Origin of the sequence: Aggregatibacter sp. oral taxon 513 (assembly GCF_018128305.1) — a bacterium.
Lineage (GTDB): Bacteria > Pseudomonadota > Gammaproteobacteria > Enterobacterales > Pasteurellaceae > Aggregatibacter > Aggregatibacter segnis_A.
The window spans coordinates 1,442,510-1,462,201 of the sequence record NZ_CP072381.1; the positions used below are offsets into that span (position 1 = coordinate 1,442,510).

Genomic DNA, 19,692 nt, shown 5'->3' on the forward strand with positions numbered 1-19,692 from the left:
TCTGCAGAATAACCTTGTAGAATGGCGCCTATTTTAGCTAAAAGTGCGATAAAAAATCGCCTTATTTTTCGTTATTCGAGTAGCCATTATGACAAAAAAGACAATAAAAATGTGGATTGAAACGGCACGTCCGAAAACCTTGCCGTTAGCCTTGGCAACCATTTTAACCGGTTCTGCGCTTGCCTATTGGGCGGGCAGTTTCCATTGGGGAATCACGGTGTTATGTTTACTCACCACCTTATTTCTGCAAATTCTTTCCAACTTCGCCAATGATTACGGTGATCACCAAAAAGGCTCAGACACGGCAGAACGTATCGGACCATTACGCGGCATTCAACAAGGCGCGATTTCTGCGGCACAACTGAAAAAAGGGCTTTATGTGATGATCGCCTTGAGTTTCCTTTGCGGCGCATTATTGATCGGCATTGCCTACCAAAATGTGAGTGATTTAATCGCCTTTTCCCTTCTCGGTGTATTAGCTATTGTTGCCGCCATTACTTACACCGTGGGCAGCAAACCTTACGGTTATTTAGGTTTAGGCGATATTTCCGTGTTAATTTTCTTTGGATTATTAGGCATCGGCGGCACCTATTATCTTCAAGTACATGACTTCTCTGCTGTCATTTTACTGCCTGCCGTTGCCAGTGGTTTACTTGCCACAGCGGTGTTAAATATCAATAACTTGCGTGATATTGAACAAGATCGCAAAGCTGGCAAAAACACCCTTGCCGTGCGCTTAGGTCCGCATAATGGGCGGGTTTATCATTGCTTGCTGCTTTCCATTGCTGCGTTGTTTTATCTCTTGTTTGCCCTCATGAATTTGCGTAATCCGTTGAGTTTCGTCTTTTTGCTCACTTATCCGCTCTTGTTCAAACATGCTTATTTTGTTTTCTCTCATAAAGAGCCGGTGGCTTTACGCCCGATGCTGGCGCAAATGTCGCTGATTGCGTTACTTATCAATGGGCTATTTAGTTTTGGCTTGCTTCTAGGCTGAAACGGACTATACTAGCTCGCAATATTCATCTTAAAAATAGGGTCTTTTATGTACATTGATACTTCTGAACTTTGCGATATTTATCTCGATCAAGTCGATGTTGTCGAACCTGTTTTCTCAAGTTTCGGCGGGCTAAGTTCTTTTTATGGCAAAGTCACCACCGTAAAATGCTTTGAAAATAACGGGTTAATAGCTGAAATTTTAGAAGAAAACGGTGAAGGACGCGTGTTAGTCATTGATGGCGGCGGTGCAGTACGTCGTGCATTAATTGATGCGGAACTCGCACAATTAGCGGCAGATAACCATTGGGAAGGCATCATCGTTTATGGTGCAGTTCGTCAAATTCAACAACTGGAAAATATCGACATCGGCATTCATGCGTTAGCGCCAATTCCGGTAGGCGCAGATGAAAACAACCACGGCGAAACCGATGTTCCGGTCAACTTTGGTGGCGTAACTTTCTTCCCGGAAGACTTTGTTTATGCAGATCTCACCGGCATTATTCTGTCACAAGAAGCCTTAGACCTCGAAGATTTCGAGCAAGACTAACCCTAGCTGCGTCATTATTCTTCTAAAAGTGCGGTGAAAATATAGAAAATTTTCACCGCACTTTTTTTGCGCGATGTCACAAATCCATAAAAAACTAATTGCTTTTTGTTAACAAAGTGTTAGTTTCCTTAGCATATTGCCTATTTTTGGCAATATGTTGATCTTTGATTTTATTGACAGGAATTAAAATTATGAAAGACACAACTCAAAATCAAAGTAAGAATTATAGGAGTGCAATTATCTTTATTTTTGCCGTCGTTCTATTTTTTGTCTTACTCAATACACTACCTTTTGATAAAAACGCCAATAGTGGGTTGGCATTATTAGCTTTAGTGGCCATTTTATGGTTAACAGAAGCCTTACACGTCACCATCACTGCATTAATTGTTCCACTTCTCGCCATTTTCTTGGGATTAGTGAAAACAAGTACTGCGCTGGCAACCTTTGCTGATCCGAATATTTTCTTATTCTTCGGGGGCTTTGCTTTAGCGACAGCGCTTCATATTCAACAGTTAGATAAAATGATCGCCAACAAAATTATGGCTTTGGCGAAAGGCAATTTATTTGTCGCGATCATGTATTTATTCTCCGTTACCGCATTTTTGTCCATGTGGGTAAGTAACACAGCGACCGCAGCCATGATGTTACCCCTTGCCATGGGCGTGCTCAGCCGGTTAGATCGTAATTCAGAACATAACACCTATGTTTTTGTGCTTTTAGGGATTGCGTATAGCGCCAGTATCGGTGGTATGGGAACCTTAGTGGGAAGCCCGCCAAACAACATCGTTGCAACACAATTGCACCTCACCTTTGCTGATTGGTTATGGTATGGCTTGCCTATCATGATTATCTTAATGCCAATCATGATCGGAACACTTTATATTGTCTTTAAACCAAAACTCAATATTCGTTTTGACCAACAATTTGAAGCCATTCCAATGAATAAACAACGTTGGATCACCTTAGCTATCTTCATCTTTATTGCATTGAGCTGGGTTTTCAGTAGCCAAATCAACCCGATTCTTGCAGGCGCATTAGGATTAGAGGGGAAAATTGCCAGCTTCGATAGCGTTATTGCTTTATCTGCCGCCGTTATCCTTTGTGTTGCCGGCGTAACAAACTGGAAGCAAATTCAAGACAACACCGATTGGGGCGTATTAATGCTCTTCGGTGGCGGCTTAACCTTAAGTGCGGTCTTAAAAAATTCCGGTGCAAGCAAAATCTTGGCTGACGGCATCGTATTCCTGATTGAAGGCGGTCACTTCTATCTCATCGGTTTATTGGTTGCTACGTTCATTATTTTCTTAACGGAATTCACCTCCAACACTGCCAGTGCAGCGTTGTTAGTGCCGATTTTCATTTCTATCGCACAATCTCTTGGTATGCCGGAAATCGGTTTAGCCTTAATCATCGGTTTAGGTGCTTCCTGTGCCTTCATGTTGCCGGTGGCAACACCACCGAATGCCATTGTGTTCGGTACCGGTGAAGTGAAACAAAGTGAAATGGTAAGAGCCGGTATTCTTTTGAATATCGTGTGTATCTTTGTTATCGCGACCTTCGGTTACTTCTTCTGGCTAAATTAATTCACCCATAAAAAACAGCCCCTTAATAAATCGCTTATTAAGGGGCTGAATTATTTCACATCAGGTTAATCTTCCAACACAATTTCCTTCAAATACTGGAAAATTTCACGGTAAGCTTTTGCCGGTTTATTTTGTTCTTTTTCTTTACTCGCGGTACGAATCAAATTTCGCAGATGTTGTCGGTCTGCCTGCGGATAATTCGTTAGAAAATCCGTTAATGCATCGTCGCCTTTTGCCACCAATTCATCACGCAATAATTCCAATTTGTGCAACATCGCTTGCTGTTGCTGATGCTTGTTTTCCAATTTCTCCAACGCAGCCTGAATGGGCTCAACATCAATCCCACGCAATAATTTACCGATATATTGCAATTGGCGACGACGGGCTTCTTTTTGCAGACGTTGCGCTAAATTTACCGCTTCCAATAAAGCGTCTTCCAAAGGAATTTTATCTAATTTTGCCTTTGTCAGCTCAACCAGTTTTTCACCCAGTTTTTTTAATGCTTCCGCATCCCGTTTAATTTCACTTTTGCTGACCCAAATAATTTCTTCTTGCTCTTCGTCCTGCCAGTCAAAATCTTCTTTTTTACGTTTTGCCATCTTCTTTTCCATCATTCTACTTAAAAGTGCGGTGCATTTTAGCACAGAATCCGTGGTTCGCCTTAAAAAGAAAAATACGCTAAAATTGCCGAAATTTCATTATTGAGAAAAGCACAATGCCACAAAAAACACTTGAAAATGCCACCGCACTTTTGCGTCAACAAGAACAACAACTGCGCGATGCTGTCAGCCTCGCCATTGAAATTGCACAAAAAGCAGGTGCAACCGCCGAAGTGGGGGTAACTAAATCCGGCGGACTCTCCGTCTCCACCCGTTTGCAGGAAATTGAAAACGTTGAATTTAACAACGATGGCGCACTAGGTATTTCCGTCTATGTAGGACAGCAAAAAGGCAATGCTTCCACCTCCGATTTAACACCGGAAGCCATTAAAAACACCGTAGAGGCGGCTCTTGCTATTGCCAAGTACACTTCACCGGATGATTGTGCAGGCTTAGCCGATAAAGAATTGATGGCATTTGATGCGCCGGATTTGGATTTGTATCACGCTGCTGAAATTGACGTTGATAAAGCGGTGCAACTTGCTTTGGATACTGAAAAAGCAGCCTTAGAACACGATGAACGTATCGTAAACAGTGAAGGCGCTTCTTTCAACGCCCATACTGGTGTGCGTGTTTATGGCAACAGCCACGGCATATTACAAAGTTATTTATCTAGTCGCTACTCGCTTTCCTGCTCCGTCATTGCCGAACATCAAGAGCAGTTAGAACGGGATTATGAATACACGGTGGCTCGCGATATTAATCAATTAGCCCAACCAAATTGGGTCGGTGAAAATGCAGCGCAAAAAGCCATTGCCCGCTTACAACCGCAAAAACTTGCCACACAAGAGGCACCCGTCATTTTCTTAAACGATGTCGCAACGGGTTTAATCAGTCATTTAGCTGCCGCCATCAGCGGTGGCAGCTTATACCGCAAAGCCAGCTTTTTATTGGATCACTTAGGAAAACAAGTATTGCCTGATTGGTTTGAAATCGTTGAAAGACCGTATCTTATCGGTCAATTAGCCTCAACCCCATTTGATAGTGAAGGGGTTAGAACGCAGGACATGGAGATTATCCGCAACGGGATTTTACAAACCTATTTGCTCACCAGTTACAGCGGACGCAAGCTCGGCATGCAAAGCACCGGGCATGCCGGTGGCATTCATAACTGGCTGGTCAAACCAAATTCATCCGGAAAACTGACCGCACTTTTACGCCAAATGAATCGAGGATTGCTTGTAACGGAAGTGATGGGACAAGGTGTGAATTTGGTTACCGGTGATTATTCACGAGGTGCAGCCGGTTTTTGGGTAGAAAACGGTGAAATTCAATATCCGGTTGCAGAAATCACCATTGCAGGACAACTGCCGGACATGTTACGTAATATTGTTGCCGTGGCTGATGATATTGAACATCGCTCCAATATTCAGACAGGTTCCATTTTGTTGGAAAAGATGAAAATTTCAGGAAACTAAAAAATAAAAATGAGAATAATTCTTATTGACAATAATAAAAACTCTGCTAACATAAGCCGCATCTGTTAAGTATTGCAATGAAGATGAATGGTTGTTATTGGAAGTCTGCATAGCACGCCAAACAGGTAGAGTAGAAAGTAAATTCGTTAGGGTACTTAAAAAGACTGAAGTTTAAACTTCAGTCTTTTTTTTGTTAGAATAGCGCCCTCATCATCTGCCAAAGGTAACCTTGAAATGAAAAAACACCACGTCGATATTCTTATTTCCGAACAAGAAGTTCGTTCCCGTATTGCTGAACTCGGCAAAGAAATCACCGCATTCTATCAACAAAAGAAAGTTAATCGCCTTGTGGTAATAGGCTTGTTGCGTGGTTCCTTTATGTTTATGGCGGATTTAGTACGCGAATTGCATTTGCCGGTGGAAATCGAATTTATGACCACATCAAGCTACGGTAGTGGCATGACAACTAACCATGATGTACGCATTACAAAAGATATTGAAAGCGACATTCGCGATAGAGACGTGCTGATCGTAGAAGACATTATTGACACAGGCTACACACTAGAAAAAGTGCGTGAAATTCTCAATTTACGCGATCCCGCCTCGTTAACAATTTGTACTTTGTTGGACAAACCATCCCGTCGTGAAGTGAATGTACCGGTAGACTGGGTTGGCTTCACTATTCCTGATGAATTCGTGGTGGGCTATGGCATTGACTATGCACAACAACATCGCAACCTCGGCTATATCGGCAAAGTTATTTTAGAAGAATAAGAAAAACGGCTTATCACATGATAAGCCGTCAATTTATCAAAAAAACGACCGCACTTTATGTGCGGTCTTCTTTTTTATTTTCTAAACTCACGTTTCTCTTTAAAAGTGCGGTGAGATTTTTCTTTAAATTTACGATCGCCTTTGAAACCTTTGTCTTCAAAACGACCGCCACGGCGTTTTCCACCAAAATTATCACCGCCACGCTCGCCTTTTGCTTCGCCGATAAAGGACATACGCATTTGTTTATTCAACACACGCGTTTTCGCAAATTGTTGTAGCAATTCTTTCGGCATACCTTGTGGCAATTCAATGGTGGAATAATCATCATACAACTTGATGTGACCGATGTAGCGACTATTAATATCGCCTTCATTCGCAATAGCGCCAACAATATGGCGAACTTCCACGCCATCTCCGCGGCCCACTTCAATACGATATAAATCCATTGGTTGTGGATTGCCATAGCCTTTACGTTCACCACGACGTTCTGCTGAACGAGGATTCTCACGACGGTCACCACGCTCATTACGATCACGACGTGCTTTTTTATCCACCACCGGATCCGGGGGAAGAATCAGTTTTTGCTTGCCCTGTAACAACATCATCATAGCGGCAGCAATATCTTCTTGTGATTGGTCGGCAGTAAACATATCTTCCAACAATTCACGATAAAGCTCTAAATCATGATGTTCCAACTGTGTGGTAATTTTATCTTTGAATTTCTTACGACGGCAGGCTTGTAACACTTCATGATTCGGCAATTCCACCTCTTCAATATTTTTCTTGATAAGATGTTCAACATTACGCAACAAACGACGTTCGCGCGGTTCAACGAACAATAACGCACGACCGGAACGCCCAGCACGGCCGGTACGACCGATACGGTGTACATAAGATTCAGCATCAAGTGGAATATCATAGTTCACCACAAGACTAATACGTTCAATATCGATACCACGCGCCGCGACGTCTGTCGCCACAACGATATCTAAGCTGCCGCTACGCAAACGATCTAAGGTTTGTTCACGTAATTGTTGTGTCATATCTCCATTTAATGCTGCCGCACGGAAACCGTGTTTTTCTAATAATTCGGTCACGTCTAACGTGCCGGTTTTGGTACGGGTGAAAATAATGGCCGCATCAAAATCTTCCACTTCCAAGAAACGCAACAAGGCATCATTTTTGCGGAAGCCATGAACATACCAACAACTTTGTGCAATATCCGGCGCACTTTGTTGGGTTGCTTTAATTTTGACTTCTTGCGGATCTTTCATAAAGCGTTTGGTGATTCGACGAATCGGCTCCGGCATGGTGGCAGAGAAAAGTGCGGTTTGGTGATGTTCCGGTAATTCTGCCATCACGGTTTCCACATCATCAATAAAGCCCATGCGCAACATTTCATCCGCTTCGTCTAATACAATGGCTTTAAGTTCAGCAAGGCTTAAGGTGCCACGGCGTAGGTGATCCAAAATACGACCTGGTGTGCCCACCACAACTTGCGCACCTTGTTTTAACGCACGTAATTGGATGTCATAACGTTGGCCACCATATAAAGTCACAATGTTAATACCTTTGGCATATTTCACGAATTGTTCACATGCATCGGCAACTTGAATAGCTAATTCACGGGTCGGCGCCATCACTAATAATTGTGGATGTTTTTCTTTCGGATCGATTTGCGCCAAAATAGGCAAAGAGAAAGCCGCTGTTTTCCCACTACCGGTTTGTGCCATACCCAGTACATCACGCCCTTCTAATAAGTGCGGTATGCAAATTTGTTGAATTGGAGATGGTGTTTCAAAGCCAAGATCGGAAACAGCATTAAGAATGAATTCAGGCAAGCCTAAATCCTTGAAAGTCATTTTAGTTTCAGTCATTAAAAATACTCGAATGTATAAAAGGAAAGCTCAATAGACGCTTTCAGGTTAATCACAATGTGTCGTTTTGCGTCTTACAACGCATCGCCGGTTGAGCCATGCTCACCATTATTCTGCTTGAGCCTGTTGTCCTAATTTCGATAGCTCAAACACCGCAAAACGATACTCCACAAAGTTATACACCTGATTTGCAACAGCCAGTTTGAATAAGGTCTCTGCCTCATCAATCTGTCCCATATTGAGTTTTTGTTTTGCTAGATAAAAGTAGGTTTCAGTCAGCACTTCTGCGTATTGCGTAGCGGTTTTTGTTGCAAACTGCTGCGCTTTAGCCTGTAGATCCTGAACTGACAATTTGCCCAAATAATATTGGACAATGTAGGTACCCCAATAATCCTGAGAAAGCCCAACAGCACGTTGAGCCAGATTTTTTTGTGCCTCGGCCGGTTTGAATTTTAATTCATTCAAATACAGCCATAAAACACGGTAAGGATCTGATTTATTGCGTTGATAAAATGCTAAAAAATCCTGCTCGGCGAGGTTATACCGTCCCACATAATAAAAGTCTAATGCTCGATTAAGGAAGGTATATTCATAGTCAGGATCGAGGCTGAAAACCGTATTAAAGGCCTCTAATGCGCCGTCATAGTCTTCATCAAGTAATAAATAAAGCCCTAGATAGTTATACACTGCCGCCATTTTCGGTTGCAATGCAAGAGCTTGAGTAAAGTCATAACGCGCTAAAGCCCAAAGCCCCAAACTATCGTAAAGCACGCCCCGTTCAAAATGGAGAGAAGCACGTTCTTCATTACTCATTTTCCCAACGAGCAATACCTGGCTAATCCGAACAATCATTACTTCCTGTTCAAAATGCTGGCTTGGATTTTGATCGGCTAGTACCACTTTATTTTTAGACACGAAACTATTGTTCAAGCCGACACAGCCAGACAATAAAAAAGTAAAAAATAAAATGGGTAAAAACACCGCGAAATTAAACAACCCATTGCGTTGTGTCATTTCTTTGTAAGCCTTAAAGCAGAGGTATTGCTTATTGAAAAAGAAATGTTACGGAACATTCGTCCCGTAACATTAATCCTAAATTTAATTATTCCTGTTCAATAACGTCATCAAAGGATTCTTGAACAGTGTCTTGTTTAGGTGCAAGTTCTTTCATGGTTAAACGGATACGACCTTGACGATCGATTTCTACTACTTTAACCATCACTTCTTGTCCTACTTGTAGATAGTCGCTGACTTTTTCCACACGTTCTTCAGCAATTTGAGAAATGTGAACCAAGCCTTCTTTGTTACCTACGATAGAAACGAATGCACCGAAATCGGCTAAACGAGTCACTTTACCTTTGTAAATGGCACCCGCTTCAACTTCAGCTGTGATGTCTTCAATACGTGCCATCACATCTTGTACGGCATTCTTATCCACCGCAGCGATTTTCACTGTACCGTCATCATCAATATCAATTGAAGTCCCCGTTTCTTCGGTCAATGCACGAATCACTGCACCACCTTTACCGATCACATCTTTGATTTTCTTCGGATCAATTTTCATGGTGTAGATACGCGGCGCAAAATCAGAAATATCGGCACGCGGCGCCGGAATGGCTTGTTCCATCACACCAAGAATATGCATACGTGCACTTTTCGCTTGATTTAATGCAATTTGCATAATTTCGGCAGTGATACCTTCAATTTTGATATCCATTTGAAGTGCGGTCACACCTTGACGCGTACCGGCAACTTTAAAGTCCATATCACCTAAGTGGTCTTCATCACCAAGAATATCGGAAAGCACGACAAATTTGTCATCTTCTTTCACCAAGCCCATCGCGATACCTGCTACTGCCGCTTTAATCGGCACACCGGCATCCATTAACGCAAGAGAAGCACCACACACGGAAGCCATGGAAGAAGAACCGTTGGATTCGGTGATTTCTGATACTACACGTACCACATATGGGAATTCAGCTAAGCTTGGCATCACTGCTGCCACACCGCGTTTCGCCAAACGCCCGTGACCAATTTCACGACGTTTTGGTGAACCGATCATACCGGTTTCACCCACAGAATACGGAGGGAAGTTATAGTGGAACAAGAAGTGATCTTGACGCTCACCGGTTAATTCATCAATGATTTGCGCATCTCGTTCAGTCCCTAAAGTGGCAACAGCCAATGCTTGGGTTTCACCGCGAGTAAAGATCGCAGAACCGTGAGTACGCGGTAATACGCCGGTACAAATATCTAATGCACGCACGGTATCAACGGTACGCCCGTCAATACGTGGTTCACCGGCAAGAATACGTCCACGCACGATTTGGCTTTCAAGTGCGGTGAAAATATCAATAATTTTGCCTTCGCTGACTTCTTCATCTTCAGCAGTAATTTGTGCAACAACGTCAGCTTTAATCGCATCGATTTGCTCATAACGGGCTTGTTTTTCAGTGATACGATACGCATCGCCTAAACGCGCTTCAGCTAACGCTTTCACTTTATTGATTAAATCAGTGTTTGGTTCAGGTGCAACCCAATCCCAACGTGGTTTACCGGCTTCTGCAACCAATTCTTTAATGGCTTCAATCACCACTTGTTGTTGCTGGTGACCATAAACCACCGCAGCCAACATTTGTTCTTCAGTGAGGATATCTGCTTCAGATTCCACCATTAATACGGCTTTGTCAGTACCTGCAACCACTAAATCTAAACGGCTTTGTTTTTGTTCGTTAATGGTTGGGTTTAATACGAATTGATCGTTGATAAAACCAACACGCGCAGCACCGATTGGGCCATTAAACGGCACACCGGATAAAGACAACGCAGCTGACGCACCGATCATGGCCACTAAATCCGGGCTGATTTGCGGATTCACAGAAACAACCGTCGCAACCACTTGGATTTCATTAAAGAAACCTTCTGGGAATAACGGACGAATCGGACGGTCGATTAAACGGGCAATTAAGGTTTCGCCTTCAGACGGACGCCCCTCGCGTTTGAAGAAACCGCCCGGAATACGACCGGCGGCATAAGTACGTTCTTGATAGTTAACGGTTAATGGAAAGAAATCTTGCCCTTCTTTCACATCTTTTTTTGCAACCACAGTAACAAATACCGTCGTATCGTCCATGCTTGCCATCACAGCAGCGGTAGCTTGACGTGCAATCGCACCCGTTTCTAAAGTAACGGTATGTTGACCGTATTTAAATTGCTTAACAATTGGATTCACAATGTTTTTCCTTTATCTAAAGTGAATAATAACAATGTTTTATTTTCCAATTTGCGACTAGCAAAAATAATCTTAAAACCGACCGCACTTTTCTTGGCGACTTCGCGGAAAATCATTTTTGTTAGCCGCACGCTAATTCAGAAAATAAAACTCGGGCATTATACAAGGCTTTTGCCTTGATGGGTAACTTTTTTGCACAATTGCGATTTATGACTACCTGAAAAATAAGGTTAATGATAAAATCACTCCAGTTTTAAAACAAAAAAGGAGGAACCATGTTAATTGGAGATTTAACCCGCGCCGATTTTAAACTCGGCTTACCGAAAATCATTGCCGAAACCTGTGAATATTTAAAGGGGTTGGACTTAGAAAAATTAGAGGTTGGTCGTCATGACATCACTGACCAAATTTATATGAATGTGATGGAACCTGAGCTTGCTGAAGCCGCGAGCAAAAAAGCAGAATTGCACCACAAATATTTAGACGTTCAAGTATTAATTCGTGGCGTAGAAAACATCGAAGTCGGTGCAACCTACCCTGACTTAAATAAATACGAAGCTTATCACGAAGATGACGATTACCAGCTCACTCAAGAAATCGACAACAAAAGTACGATTACATTAGTGCCAAATATGTTTGCGGTGTTCTATCCTTATGAACCACATAAACCTTGTTGTAACGTGAATGGTCAATCCTCCAAGATTAAAAAATTAGTAGTAAAAGTGCCGGTTGAGTTAATTAAATAAACTTCACTCAATCACATTCAAGATCCAAATAGGGAATCGACATGATTCCCTATTTTTTATTCGAAACACTGAAAAATTCCACCGCACTTTGAAACACTAAATCTGATAATCCTCGTTGAGCAAATGACGATAAGCGTAAAGATAAGAAGCCCCAACAAATGCCGCCCCACCTGTAACATTGCCCAAGAAGACGGGAACCATATTGAAGAAAAACTCTCCCCACGTCACATTTGCTCCGGCAAAAATCCCTGCCGGAATAATAAACATATTTGCCACAAAATGCTGTAGCCCAATCAACACAAAAATCATCACAGGGAACCACATGGCAAGAATACGTCCAGATGTTTGCTTTGCACCAAAATAAAACCAAATCCCCATACACACCATCCAGTTACACGCAATCGCGGAAACAAAGGCGCGCAAGAAATCCATATTCACTTTCGCTTCTGCAATAGCAATGGTTTTACCGGCTGCCGCCCCTTCAGCTAACCCCACATAATGTCCAAGAAAAAACGCCATAAATAATGCGCCGGCAAGGTTACCTAAACTCACAATGACCCAGTTACGTAATAATTTCTTAAAGCTTACCTGTTTGCTCAATCGCCCCAAAGCCATCATCATCATGTTCCCCGTTGCCAATTCACCGCCTCCAATCAGAATACAAATTAAGCAAATAGGAAAGACAGCAGCTCCCAACAAGGTTGCCAAGCCCGCCCATTCCGCCGGTATGCCACTGACGACTTTTAAATATGCCATATAACCGAAACTCACATAACCGCCACCTAGAAAGCTAAGAATGGCCAAGGTTTTTACGCTACCAAGTGATTTTGCATAACTTTTGTCGATGACATCTTGCAAGATTTCATGGGGATAAAGATCACGCTGTTGCATATTTTTCTCCTTGTTTATTAATACGTTGCTACTATTTAAAATCTAACAAAGGGAATTTTAAAAAGAAAAGAATTAGTGACTATATTTAAAAACCATCAGTTATAACAAAAGTGATGTACAAAAAAGGCAGCCCACAAGGCTGCCTAAATACATATAAAAAGGAAATTAAGCGAAAGGCTGAAGTTCCGGGTTAATCGGTGTGTCCGCAAGATTATTTACGTAGTTACATAACGTTGCCAGGCTTACCCCCAACACCACATCAATAGCATTTTCCTTTGTGTAACCTGCATTATAAAAGGCTTGTTGTTGCGCTTGGGTCAGTTTTGCTTTTTGCAAGATGACCGTCAGCGTAAAACGAGCAAGAGCATCCAATTTGGCATCTTGTTCGAGACGTGCTGTCGAACGAATTTGTTTAACTAGTGTCTCTTCAAGTTTCAATAGCTTTAGGGCAATTTTAGTATGTCCAGCCACACAGAAACCGCAACCATTAACCACCGCTGCCGTAATTTGAACCACTTCTCGTTCTGCTGCAGTTAAACTGTTTCGTCCATTAATTCCGCCCACTGTACGATAGGTTTCTAGTGCTGTCGGTGCATTCGCAAGAACACCAATTAAATTTGGAATAAATCCGTTAGCATTTTGCACGGCTTTTAACACTTCTTTTGCTGCTTCCGGTGCGGTTTCGATGGTATGAATGGGAAATTGTGACATATAAAGCTCCTATAAATAAAATGAGTGATAAATTGGTATCAATGGTACTTAGAATTCTGGATATTGAAAAAGAAATAAAGGTTATGCTGTAGATAAAAAAGTTATAAAGTGCGGTCAAAAAATACGTTGAATTTTTATGTTATTCTTGAGCAGAATTTTTGATGATGTGGATAACCCTGTGAATAGCAAGCTAAAAACAGGAAATAATCTGTCATTTATTTTCCTGCCAAACCAATTCCTATTCCGTTTTTTGCTGGCTTGTTTAAATTCTCCTCACAAATTTTCAGTGATTTATACCTCATCCGTTTTTTACGATTTTTTCAACAAGTTATGTCGAACAAATGCGCACGTTTTCTTTTTTCTATTTCGGGTTTTACGATTTTTTATCCTCCTGTAAGTTATTCAGTATTTCTGTGGATAAAATTGTGTTTCAACCACGGAATAACTAAAAATAACCTTAGAAAATCTAATTCACTAAATAAACAAAAAGAAATTTATCCTTATTTTTCAATGTAATAATAAAAAAGAAACGGCATTTTCCTGTTAATGAAAAATGCCGCCTTGTACTGTCTATTTATTGTTCAGTTTAAATATTCTGTAAATACCGTTGCCAATCGAAATATTGTCCCGGGTCGATTTTCCGCCCCGGCGACACATCACAATGTCCCACGATACGCTTTTTGGTAATATGCGGATAAACCCGCATAATTTCCCGTGTAAGCGCTTGTAATGCCGTGTATTGTTCATCGGTAAACGGCTGTTCATTACTGCCTTCCAATTCAATACCAATGGCAAAATCATTACATTTTTCCCGTCCCTCAAAACAAGATAAACCCGCATGCCAAGCGCGATCAGTGAAATTAACATATTGGGTAATCCGTCCTGTACGCTCAATCAAACAATGCGCAGACACTCGCAATGCGCTAATTTCTTCAAAATAAGGATGTACCTGCGCATCTAGTTTTCCTTGAAAAAAATCATCAATATAGCCGCCCCCAAATTGCTCCGGCGGCAAACTGATGTAATGAATAATCAACAAGGAAATATCCTGTGGCTCAGGGCGTTGATCAAAATGCGGTGACAATACCCGTCTTTCATTGACTAACCATCCGTCTTTAATTTGTAACTGTTTTTCCATCATAAGATTTTTATTTTGCGATCAAGATCCCAGAAAAGTGCGGTGTCATTTCACGCTATTTTTCCGCTAAGCCAAAATACCTCTGCTTCAAATCAGCCATATTATTTTTCATTGAACAAGGTATTTTTTATGACAATTCAATCCGTTTTTATCTCTCTGAAATCCGTTAAAAAAGGGTTCACATTAATTGAATTAATGATTGTGATTGCGATCGTCGCAATTCTCGCCACTATCGCCGTGCCATCTTACCAAAATTACACGAAAAAAGCGGCTATTTCCGAGTTGTTACAGGCTTCAGCACCACTTCGTGCCGAAGTGGAACTGTGCATTTACAACACCGGCAAAACTGATAACTGTAGCGGAGGACAAAATGGCATTCAAGCCGATGTTACCGATGCGACAAAACAAAAATACGTAAAATCCACCAAAGTGAAAAGTGGCTCTATCACTGTAACCGGGAAAAGCAGTCTCGAAAATATTAGCTACACCCTCAGTGCCTCCGGCACCGCTGCCACGGGGGTAAGCTGGACGGCTTCCTGCGGTAATAATGCAGAGATTTTCCCCGCTGGCTTTTGCTCTTAAGTGCTAATTCAATAGGGCGGTAAAGGGGATGCAACATCCAATGGAACGGCATTATTCGGTCATCAATCAACAGGGCGAAGAATTTTGTATTACGCCTGAGCTTTGGTTTAGAAATCAGCAACAACAAACCGCCCTCTTACGTTATTTGGCGTTACCGTTAAAAGAAGATGCCCAAACGCTGTGGCTAGGATTGGATTCGTTAACCAATCTTGCCGCTTGTGAAACCTTTTCCTTTCTCAGTGGAAAGCACATTGAGCCTGTGTTATTGCCTAGCCATGTACTCAAAAGCGCACTACAGGATTTAACAAAATCTGAAAAAGTCGAGGAAAATCAACCGCTCTTTTATTCAACTGAACTACAAGAACACCCTGATCCCCAGCAAATTGATGAGCCGATCATTCAACAACTCAATCAGATTTTTGAAAACGCTACACAGAAAAAAGCATCCGATATTCATTTGGAACCGCAAGCCGAGGGATTACAAGTGCGTTTTCGTATTGATGGCGTATTGCAAGTACAAGAACAAATCTCGCGTTCTTTGGCAAACCGCTTAATTTCCCGTCTGAAATTATTGGCGAAATTGGATATTAGCGAGACACGTTTACCGCAAGATGGCCGCTTTCAGTTTAAAACCACCTTTTCCGATATTTTAGATTTTCGTCTCTCGACCCTTGCGACCCAATTTGGCGAAAAAGCTGTGTTGCGTTTACAGCAAAATCGCCCCGTTCAGTTGGAATTCAGTGAATTAGGCATGACTGAATCACAACAACAACTTTTCCGTCATGCATTAAGCCAACCCCAAGGGTTGATTTTAGTAACCGGCCCGACCGGTAGCGGCAAAAGTATTTCTTTGTATACGGCATTACAGTATTTAAATACACCGGAAAAACACATTATGACGGCAGAGGATCCCATTGAAATTCAGTTGCCAGGCATTATTCAAACTCAAGTAAATAATCCTATTGGCTTGGATTTCAGCCGTCTCCTTCGCACCTTCTTACGCCAAGATCCCGACATCATTATGCTAGGTGAAATTCGTGATGAAGAAAGTGCCGCCATGGCACTACGCGCCGCACAAACAGGACACTTAGTCCTTTCTACCTTACACACCAATGATGCTCCTTCCGCCATTTCCCGCTTGCAGCAGTTAGGTATTCAGCGCCATGAAATCGACAGCAGTTTGCTGCTCGTTATTGCGCAACGGTTGGTGCGTAAACGTTGCCTAAAGTGCGGTGGAAATCCTGCGTGTTTTTGTGACTGTCATCAAGGCTACAAAGGACGTATCGGAGTATATCAATTTCTACAGCCTCAGTCGCACCATCCACAAGGCTATGCAATGGATTTCGATGATTTACGCCAAAGCGCCTTAGAAAAAATCAAAAACGGCATAACTGATATGGCTGAAATTCAACGGGTTTTAGGACAAACATATGACTAAATTAAAACTGTTTCACTGGCGAGCCATCAATCGGTTACAACAAAAACAAAAAGGACTCATCGTAGCAGAAAGCGACGCAAAGGCTCGGCAGCAGTTAATGGCGCGAGGTTTGCAAAGAATTACATTGCAACAAAACTGGCAACTGAGCAATAAGCCGAAAAATGCCGAGATCTGCGCCTTACTTTCACAGCTCGCGACATTATTACAAGCCTCAGTCCCCTTAAAACATAGTCTGCAAATTCTGTTGCAAAACTGCACCAATATCGCACTGAATCAATGGCTCCGTCTCTTATTACGAGACATCGAAAGAGGTTTAGCCTTTTCTCAAGCCTTAGAGCAGCAAGGGTTATACCTTACCTATCAAGAACGCCAACTTATTCAAGTAGGTGAAATGACCGGCAAACTTGCTGCGGTTTGTCATGAAATAGCCCAACATAAACAACAAACACTGGCATTGCAGCGTAAAATACAAAAAATCCTCCTTTACCCTGTATTGGTGCTCGGTATTTCGTTAATCTTGACCATCCTTTTATTGTTATTCATCGTGCCACAGTTTGCCGCAATGTATGACAACAACAGTGCCCAACTCCCCGCCTTTACACAACTTCTGCTTACGCTCTCCCAAGGGTTACAAAATTATTGGTTGGCTCTACTCATCGTTGTTGTACTCACCGTCATACTCATTCGCTTTCAGCTGAAACATTCGCCCTGGCTTCATCGACAAAAAACACGTTTGTTCAACAACATGCCGCTGCTTAATCATATTGTTCGGCTTTCCCGTTTAGTAAGCTTCAGCCGAAGTTTATTCCTGATGTTACAAGCAGGCATCCCACTTAATCAGGCGCTTCAATCTTTCTTGCCGAAACAACAAAGTTGGCAAACCAAACCTCAACTACAAGGTGATTTAGTATTAATTACAGAGGTGCAATCGGCACTCCATTGGATTCAACAAGGCTATCCGTTTTCCGCCAGTGTGAGCGGACACATTTTCCCCCCTGCAGCGCAACAAATGCTACAAGTGGGGGAACAAAGCGGACAATTGCCCAAGATGCTGCAATTTATCGCCAACGATCACCAACAACAGCTAGATCACCAAATCGATCTGCTGTCACAAATGCTGGAGCCTTTATTAATGGTCATTATCGGCGGGCTTATCGGTTTAATTATGCTCGGCATGTACCTACCGATTTTCAACATGGGTTCGCTAGTACAATGATGTGGCTATTCTTTCTGCTTGCTGGTGTTGTCTGTGGCGGGTTAGTACATAATTATGTAGTGCACTTTGCCCGCAAATTAAGCCATGAGATTTACAGCGCATACATTGAAATTTACCCGGAAAATCCACCGCACTTTATGCCGGAAAAATCCGTTCTCAAGTCACTCCAAAGACAAGCTTCCGCACTGACTTACGGCATACTGTTCGCGCTGTTATTTTTACTTTGTTATGTCGCTAATGACGAGCCATCAAAGGGACTTTGCCTTGCGCTTTATATCACCATTTTGAGCGCAATTTCTTTGGTGGATTGGCACTATTGCCTGATCTCGCCCACATTGTGCCAAGCCTTACTTGCCCTCGGCTTAGGAGCGGCATATTGGCAAATCGGAGCATTATCCCTTGAACAAAGCCTACAAAGTGCGGTCCTCTTTGGAGGCGTTTTTTATGCCATCTATCATGCTGCCAAAGGGTACTACCGACAAGAAGCGTTAGGACGAGGCGACTACTGGCTGGCTCTCGGGTTAGGGGCTTTTCTGCCGGCACAGCAACTCCCCGCCTTTTTATTCCTCGCCTGCCTTTTCGGCTTAACCTACGCGACCTACGTCAAATATCGAAACCGTACACTCAACACGGTTCCATTCGGTCCATTTCTCTCTTTTTCCGGGCTTGTCTGTTTATTGCTAAATTGAACACATGAACGTATGATCGCGCCATTGTTGATAATACAAAGGACATAACATGACATATGTGGTTGGGCTAACAGGTGGGATCGGTAGCGGCAAAAGCACCATCGCCGAATTATTCGCTGAACTTGGCGTGCCGGTCATTGATGCCGATCTCGTTGCTCGCCAAGTGGTAGAAAAAGGCTCACCGTTATTGGCAGAAATCGCGGTTCATTTCGGACCGGAGATTTTACTTGAAGACGGCGCGCTCAATCGTGCAGCCTTGCGGGAAAAGGTGTTTAATCATGAAAGAGAGAAGCAATGGCTCAATCAGTTATTACACCCAGCCATTCGACATGAAATGTTGCGACAACTCGCCGCACAACAAGCGCCTTATTGCATTTTTATGGTGCCGTTATTAATTGAGAATAATTTGATCGCACTTTGCCAACGGGTATTGGTAGTGGATGTGAGCGAACAAATCCAAATGACGAGGGCAAGTCAACGCGATAACAATCAATTAGCATTAATCAAAAATATCATGCAATCACAAGTCAGCCGATCGGAGCGCCTACAACACGCCGATGATGTCATCAATAACGATGTGGATTTAAGAGAAAGCCTGCCGCAGTTAAAACAAAAAGTGCTAGACTTGCACCACCTCTATTTACAACTCGCGGAGAAATTCAATGAGCGATGATATCTTTACAGTCCCTTGTCCGATTTGCCACAAAGCCGTCACTTGGTCAGAACAAAGTCCTTACCGCCCTTTTTGTAGCAAGCGTTGCCAGCTTATTGATTTAGGTGAATGGGCGGCAGAAGAAAAAGCAATTCCATGCGAAACTGCCGATTTTGCCGCTAACGGCCTATTAAATGAAGACAATGACTGGGTAAACCACTCATGAAAATTCAGCACAAGAAAAACGCCGAGCAAGGAACATTTTTTGTATTAGACGAAAAACAACAACCTGTTGCCAAGCTCACTTATGTGTCGGAAACATTACGTGGGCAAGGCGTTGCAGACAAGTTATATCAAGCCTTAATCACGTTTATTCAAGAAAATCAGCTCAAACTGGTGCCTACCTGCAGTTATATTGCAAAAAAATGGCAACGCCACCAACAACATGATTGAGATCCTAAAATTATATTGCTAGAATTTATCGCACTTTATGTGCAAGCATAAATTGTTCGGATGAAGGTAGCTGGAGAGCGGGGAATCGAC

20 protein-coding genes are annotated in these 19,692 nt (G+C 42.5%); 13 read left to right on the forward strand and 7 right to left on the reverse strand.

Annotated elements, in window-relative coordinates; translation table 11 throughout:
• Positions 1-88: 88 nt before the first annotated feature.
• The 3 genes from J5A60_RS06895 (at position 89) to J5A60_RS06905 (ending at position 3,126) form a co-directional block, all read left to right on the forward strand.
• Positions 89-994, forward strand: a complete 906-nt coding sequence (locus tag J5A60_RS06895; protein ID WP_212509889.1) for a 1,4-dihydroxy-2-naphthoate polyprenyltransferase — start codon at positions 89-91, stop codon at positions 992-994.
• 48 nt (positions 995-1,042) lie between these two features.
• Complete coding sequence (gene rraA, locus J5A60_RS06900; RefSeq protein ID WP_212509890.1) at positions 1,043-1,543, forward strand: ribonuclease E activity regulator RraA; 501 nt, start codon at positions 1,043-1,045, stop codon at positions 1,541-1,543.
• Positions 1,544-1,734: 191 nt separating this feature from the next.
• Positions 1,735-3,126, forward strand: coding sequence for a DASS family sodium-coupled anion symporter (locus J5A60_RS06905; RefSeq protein WP_212509891.1), 1,392 nt, complete (start codon positions 1,735-1,737; stop codon positions 3,124-3,126).
• Positions 3,127-3,191: 65 nt separating this feature from the next.
• Here J5A60_RS06905 and yjgA read toward each other — a convergent pair whose 3' ends face one another.
• Positions 3,192-3,725 carry a ribosome biogenesis factor YjgA gene (yjgA, locus tag J5A60_RS06910; protein ID WP_212509892.1) on the reverse strand — a complete coding sequence of 178 codons (534 nt, stop codon included), beginning with the start codon at positions 3,723-3,725 and terminating at the stop codon, positions 3,192-3,194.
• 116 nt (positions 3,726-3,841) lie between these two features.
• On the opposite strand from yjgA, the gene pmbA reads away from it, so the two are divergent.
• Both pmbA and hpt read left to right on the forward strand, forming a co-directional pair.
• Entirely contained in the window at positions 3,842-5,203 is a 1,362-nt protein-coding gene (gene pmbA, locus J5A60_RS06915; protein WP_212509893.1) for a metalloprotease PmbA, read from the forward strand.
• 234 nt (positions 5,204-5,437) lie between these two features.
• A complete protein-coding gene (hpt, locus tag J5A60_RS06920) occupies positions 5,438-5,977 on the forward strand; it encodes a hypoxanthine phosphoribosyltransferase (protein WP_048749419.1) in 540 nt (179 codons plus the stop codon).
• 74 nt (positions 5,978-6,051) lie between these two features.
• Here the strand turns inward: hpt and J5A60_RS06925 are convergent, their stop codons facing one another.
• The 3 genes from J5A60_RS06925 to pnp all read right to left on the reverse strand — a co-directional run bounded on the left by J5A60_RS06925 (position 6,052) and on the right by pnp (position 11,086).
• Positions 6,052-7,854 carry a DEAD/DEAH box helicase gene (locus J5A60_RS06925; protein WP_212509894.1) on the reverse strand — a complete coding sequence of 601 codons (1,803 nt, stop codon included), beginning with the start codon at positions 7,852-7,854 and terminating at the stop codon, positions 6,052-6,054.
• A gap of 108 nt (positions 7,855-7,962) precedes the next feature.
• Positions 7,963-8,868, reverse strand: coding sequence for a lipoprotein NlpI (gene nlpI / locus J5A60_RS06930; RefSeq protein WP_111295233.1), 906 nt, complete (start codon positions 8,866-8,868; stop codon positions 7,963-7,965).
• An 88-nt stretch (positions 8,869-8,956) separates the two neighbouring features.
• Complete coding sequence (pnp, locus tag J5A60_RS06935; RefSeq protein WP_109104030.1) at positions 8,957-11,086, reverse strand: polyribonucleotide nucleotidyltransferase; 2,130 nt, start codon at positions 11,084-11,086, stop codon at positions 8,957-8,959.
• 275 nt (positions 11,087-11,361) lie between these two features.
• On the opposite strand from pnp, the gene nanQ reads away from it, so the two are divergent.
• Positions 11,362-11,832: an N-acetylneuraminate anomerase gene (gene nanQ / locus J5A60_RS06940; protein ID WP_109104031.1), complete on the forward strand. Its 471-nt coding sequence runs from the start codon at positions 11,362-11,364 to the stop codon at positions 11,830-11,832.
• 96 nt (positions 11,833-11,928) lie between these two features.
• Here the strand turns inward: nanQ and J5A60_RS06945 are convergent, their stop codons facing one another.
• The 3 genes from J5A60_RS06945 to ampD form a co-directional block, all read right to left on the reverse strand.
• Positions 11,929-12,723, reverse strand: a complete 795-nt coding sequence (locus J5A60_RS06945; RefSeq protein ID WP_048749410.1) for a formate/nitrite transporter family protein — start codon at positions 12,721-12,723, stop codon at positions 11,929-11,931.
• A 165-nt stretch (positions 12,724-12,888) separates the two neighbouring features.
• Entirely contained in the window at positions 12,889-13,434 is a 546-nt protein-coding gene (locus tag J5A60_RS06950) for a carboxymuconolactone decarboxylase family protein (protein ID WP_048749408.1), read from the reverse strand.
• Positions 13,435-14,020: 586 nt separating this feature from the next.
• Positions 14,021-14,575, reverse strand: a complete 555-nt coding sequence (gene ampD / locus J5A60_RS06955) for a 1,6-anhydro-N-acetylmuramyl-L-alanine amidase AmpD (protein ID WP_212509895.1) — start codon at positions 14,573-14,575, stop codon at positions 14,021-14,023.
• Between the two features lie 126 nt (positions 14,576-14,701).
• Between ampD and J5A60_RS06960 the strand changes: the two genes are divergently transcribed.
• From J5A60_RS06960 to J5A60_RS06990, 7 genes are read left to right on the forward strand one after another with little or no spacing between them, the layout of a single operon-like run.
• Complete coding sequence (locus tag J5A60_RS06960; protein WP_212509896.1) at positions 14,702-15,154, forward strand: prepilin-type N-terminal cleavage/methylation domain-containing protein; 453 nt, start codon at positions 14,702-14,704, stop codon at positions 15,152-15,154.
• Positions 15,155-15,182: 28 nt separating this feature from the next.
• Positions 15,183-16,592 (forward strand): GspE/PulE family protein, encoded by a 1,410-nt coding sequence (locus J5A60_RS06965; protein ID WP_212509897.1) that lies wholly within the window; start codon positions 15,183-15,185, stop codon positions 16,590-16,592.
• Entirely contained in the window at positions 16,585-17,808 is a 1,224-nt protein-coding gene (locus J5A60_RS06970; protein ID WP_212509898.1) for a type II secretion system F family protein, read from the forward strand. Before J5A60_RS06965 ends, J5A60_RS06970 begins: the two co-directional genes overlap by 8 nt.
• Positions 17,805-18,497: an A24 family peptidase gene (locus tag J5A60_RS06975; protein WP_212509899.1), complete on the forward strand. Its 693-nt coding sequence runs from the start codon at positions 17,805-17,807 to the stop codon at positions 18,495-18,497. The genes J5A60_RS06970 and J5A60_RS06975 overlap by 4 nt, the downstream gene beginning before the upstream one ends.
• 49 nt (positions 18,498-18,546) lie before the next feature.
• A complete protein-coding gene (coaE, locus tag J5A60_RS06980; protein WP_212509900.1) occupies positions 18,547-19,170 on the forward strand; it encodes a dephospho-CoA kinase in 624 nt (207 codons plus the stop codon).
• Positions 19,160-19,375 (forward strand): DNA gyrase inhibitor YacG, encoded by a 216-nt coding sequence (gene yacG, locus J5A60_RS06985; protein ID WP_212509901.1) that lies wholly within the window; start codon positions 19,160-19,162, stop codon positions 19,373-19,375. Before coaE ends, yacG begins: the two co-directional genes overlap by 11 nt.
• Complete coding sequence (locus J5A60_RS06990; RefSeq protein ID WP_212509902.1) at positions 19,372-19,602, forward strand: GNAT family N-acetyltransferase; 231 nt, start codon at positions 19,372-19,374, stop codon at positions 19,600-19,602. The genes yacG and J5A60_RS06990 overlap by 4 nt, the downstream gene beginning before the upstream one ends.
• Positions 19,603-19,692 lie beyond the last annotated feature (90 nt).

What these genes read in the sequence shown, in the direction of transcription:
- J5A60_RS06945 (WP_048749410.1), bottom strand. Translation starts at nt 12,723, where the DNA reads ATGCAACAGCGTGATCTTTATCCCCATGAAATCTTGCAAGATGTCATC.
- J5A60_RS06905 (WP_212509891.1), top strand. Translation starts at nt 1,735, where the DNA reads ATGAAAGACACAACTCAAAATCAAAGTAAGAATTATAGGAGTGCAATT.
- J5A60_RS06975 (WP_212509899.1), top strand. Translation starts at nt 17,805, where the DNA reads ATGATGTGGCTATTCTTTCTGCTTGCTGGTGTTGTCTGTGGCGGGTTA.
- yjgA (WP_212509892.1), bottom strand. Translation starts at nt 3,725, where the DNA reads ATGGCAAAACGTAAAAAAGAAGATTTTGACTGGCAGGACGAAGAGCAA.
- coaE (WP_212509900.1), top strand. Translation starts at nt 18,547, where the DNA reads ATGACATATGTGGTTGGGCTAACAGGTGGGATCGGTAGCGGCAAAAGC.
- J5A60_RS06925 (WP_212509894.1), bottom strand. Translation starts at nt 7,854, where the DNA reads ATGACTGAAACTAAAATGACTTTCAAGGATTTAGGCTTGCCTGAATTC.
- hpt (WP_048749419.1), top strand. Translation starts at nt 5,438, where the DNA reads ATGAAAAAACACCACGTCGATATTCTTATTTCCGAACAAGAAGTTCGT.
- J5A60_RS06960 (WP_212509896.1), top strand. Translation starts at nt 14,702, where the DNA reads ATGACAATTCAATCCGTTTTTATCTCTCTGAAATCCGTTAAAAAAGGG.
- J5A60_RS06895 (WP_212509889.1), top strand. Translation starts at nt 89, where the DNA reads ATGACAAAAAAGACAATAAAAATGTGGATTGAAACGGCACGTCCGAAA.
- nlpI (WP_111295233.1), bottom strand. Translation starts at nt 8,868, where the DNA reads ATGACACAACGCAATGGGTTGTTTAATTTCGCGGTGTTTTTACCCATT.
- nanQ (WP_109104031.1), top strand. Translation starts at nt 11,362, where the DNA reads ATGTTAATTGGAGATTTAACCCGCGCCGATTTTAAACTCGGCTTACCG.
- J5A60_RS06970 (WP_212509898.1), top strand. Translation starts at nt 16,585, where the DNA reads ATGACTAAATTAAAACTGTTTCACTGGCGAGCCATCAATCGGTTACAA.
- yacG (WP_212509901.1), top strand. Translation starts at nt 19,160, where the DNA reads ATGAGCGATGATATCTTTACAGTCCCTTGTCCGATTTGCCACAAAGCC.
- J5A60_RS06990 (WP_212509902.1), top strand. Translation starts at nt 19,372, where the DNA reads ATGAAAATTCAGCACAAGAAAAACGCCGAGCAAGGAACATTTTTTGTA.
- pmbA (WP_212509893.1), top strand. Translation starts at nt 3,842, where the DNA reads ATGCCACAAAAAACACTTGAAAATGCCACCGCACTTTTGCGTCAACAA.
- rraA (WP_212509890.1), top strand. Translation starts at nt 1,043, where the DNA reads ATGTACATTGATACTTCTGAACTTTGCGATATTTATCTCGATCAAGTC.
- J5A60_RS06950 (WP_048749408.1), bottom strand. Translation starts at nt 13,434, where the DNA reads ATGTCACAATTTCCCATTCATACCATCGAAACCGCACCGGAAGCAGCA.
- ampD (WP_212509895.1), bottom strand. Translation starts at nt 14,575, where the DNA reads ATGATGGAAAAACAGTTACAAATTAAAGACGGATGGTTAGTCAATGAA.
- J5A60_RS06965 (WP_212509897.1), top strand. Translation starts at nt 15,183, where the DNA reads ATGCAACATCCAATGGAACGGCATTATTCGGTCATCAATCAACAGGGC.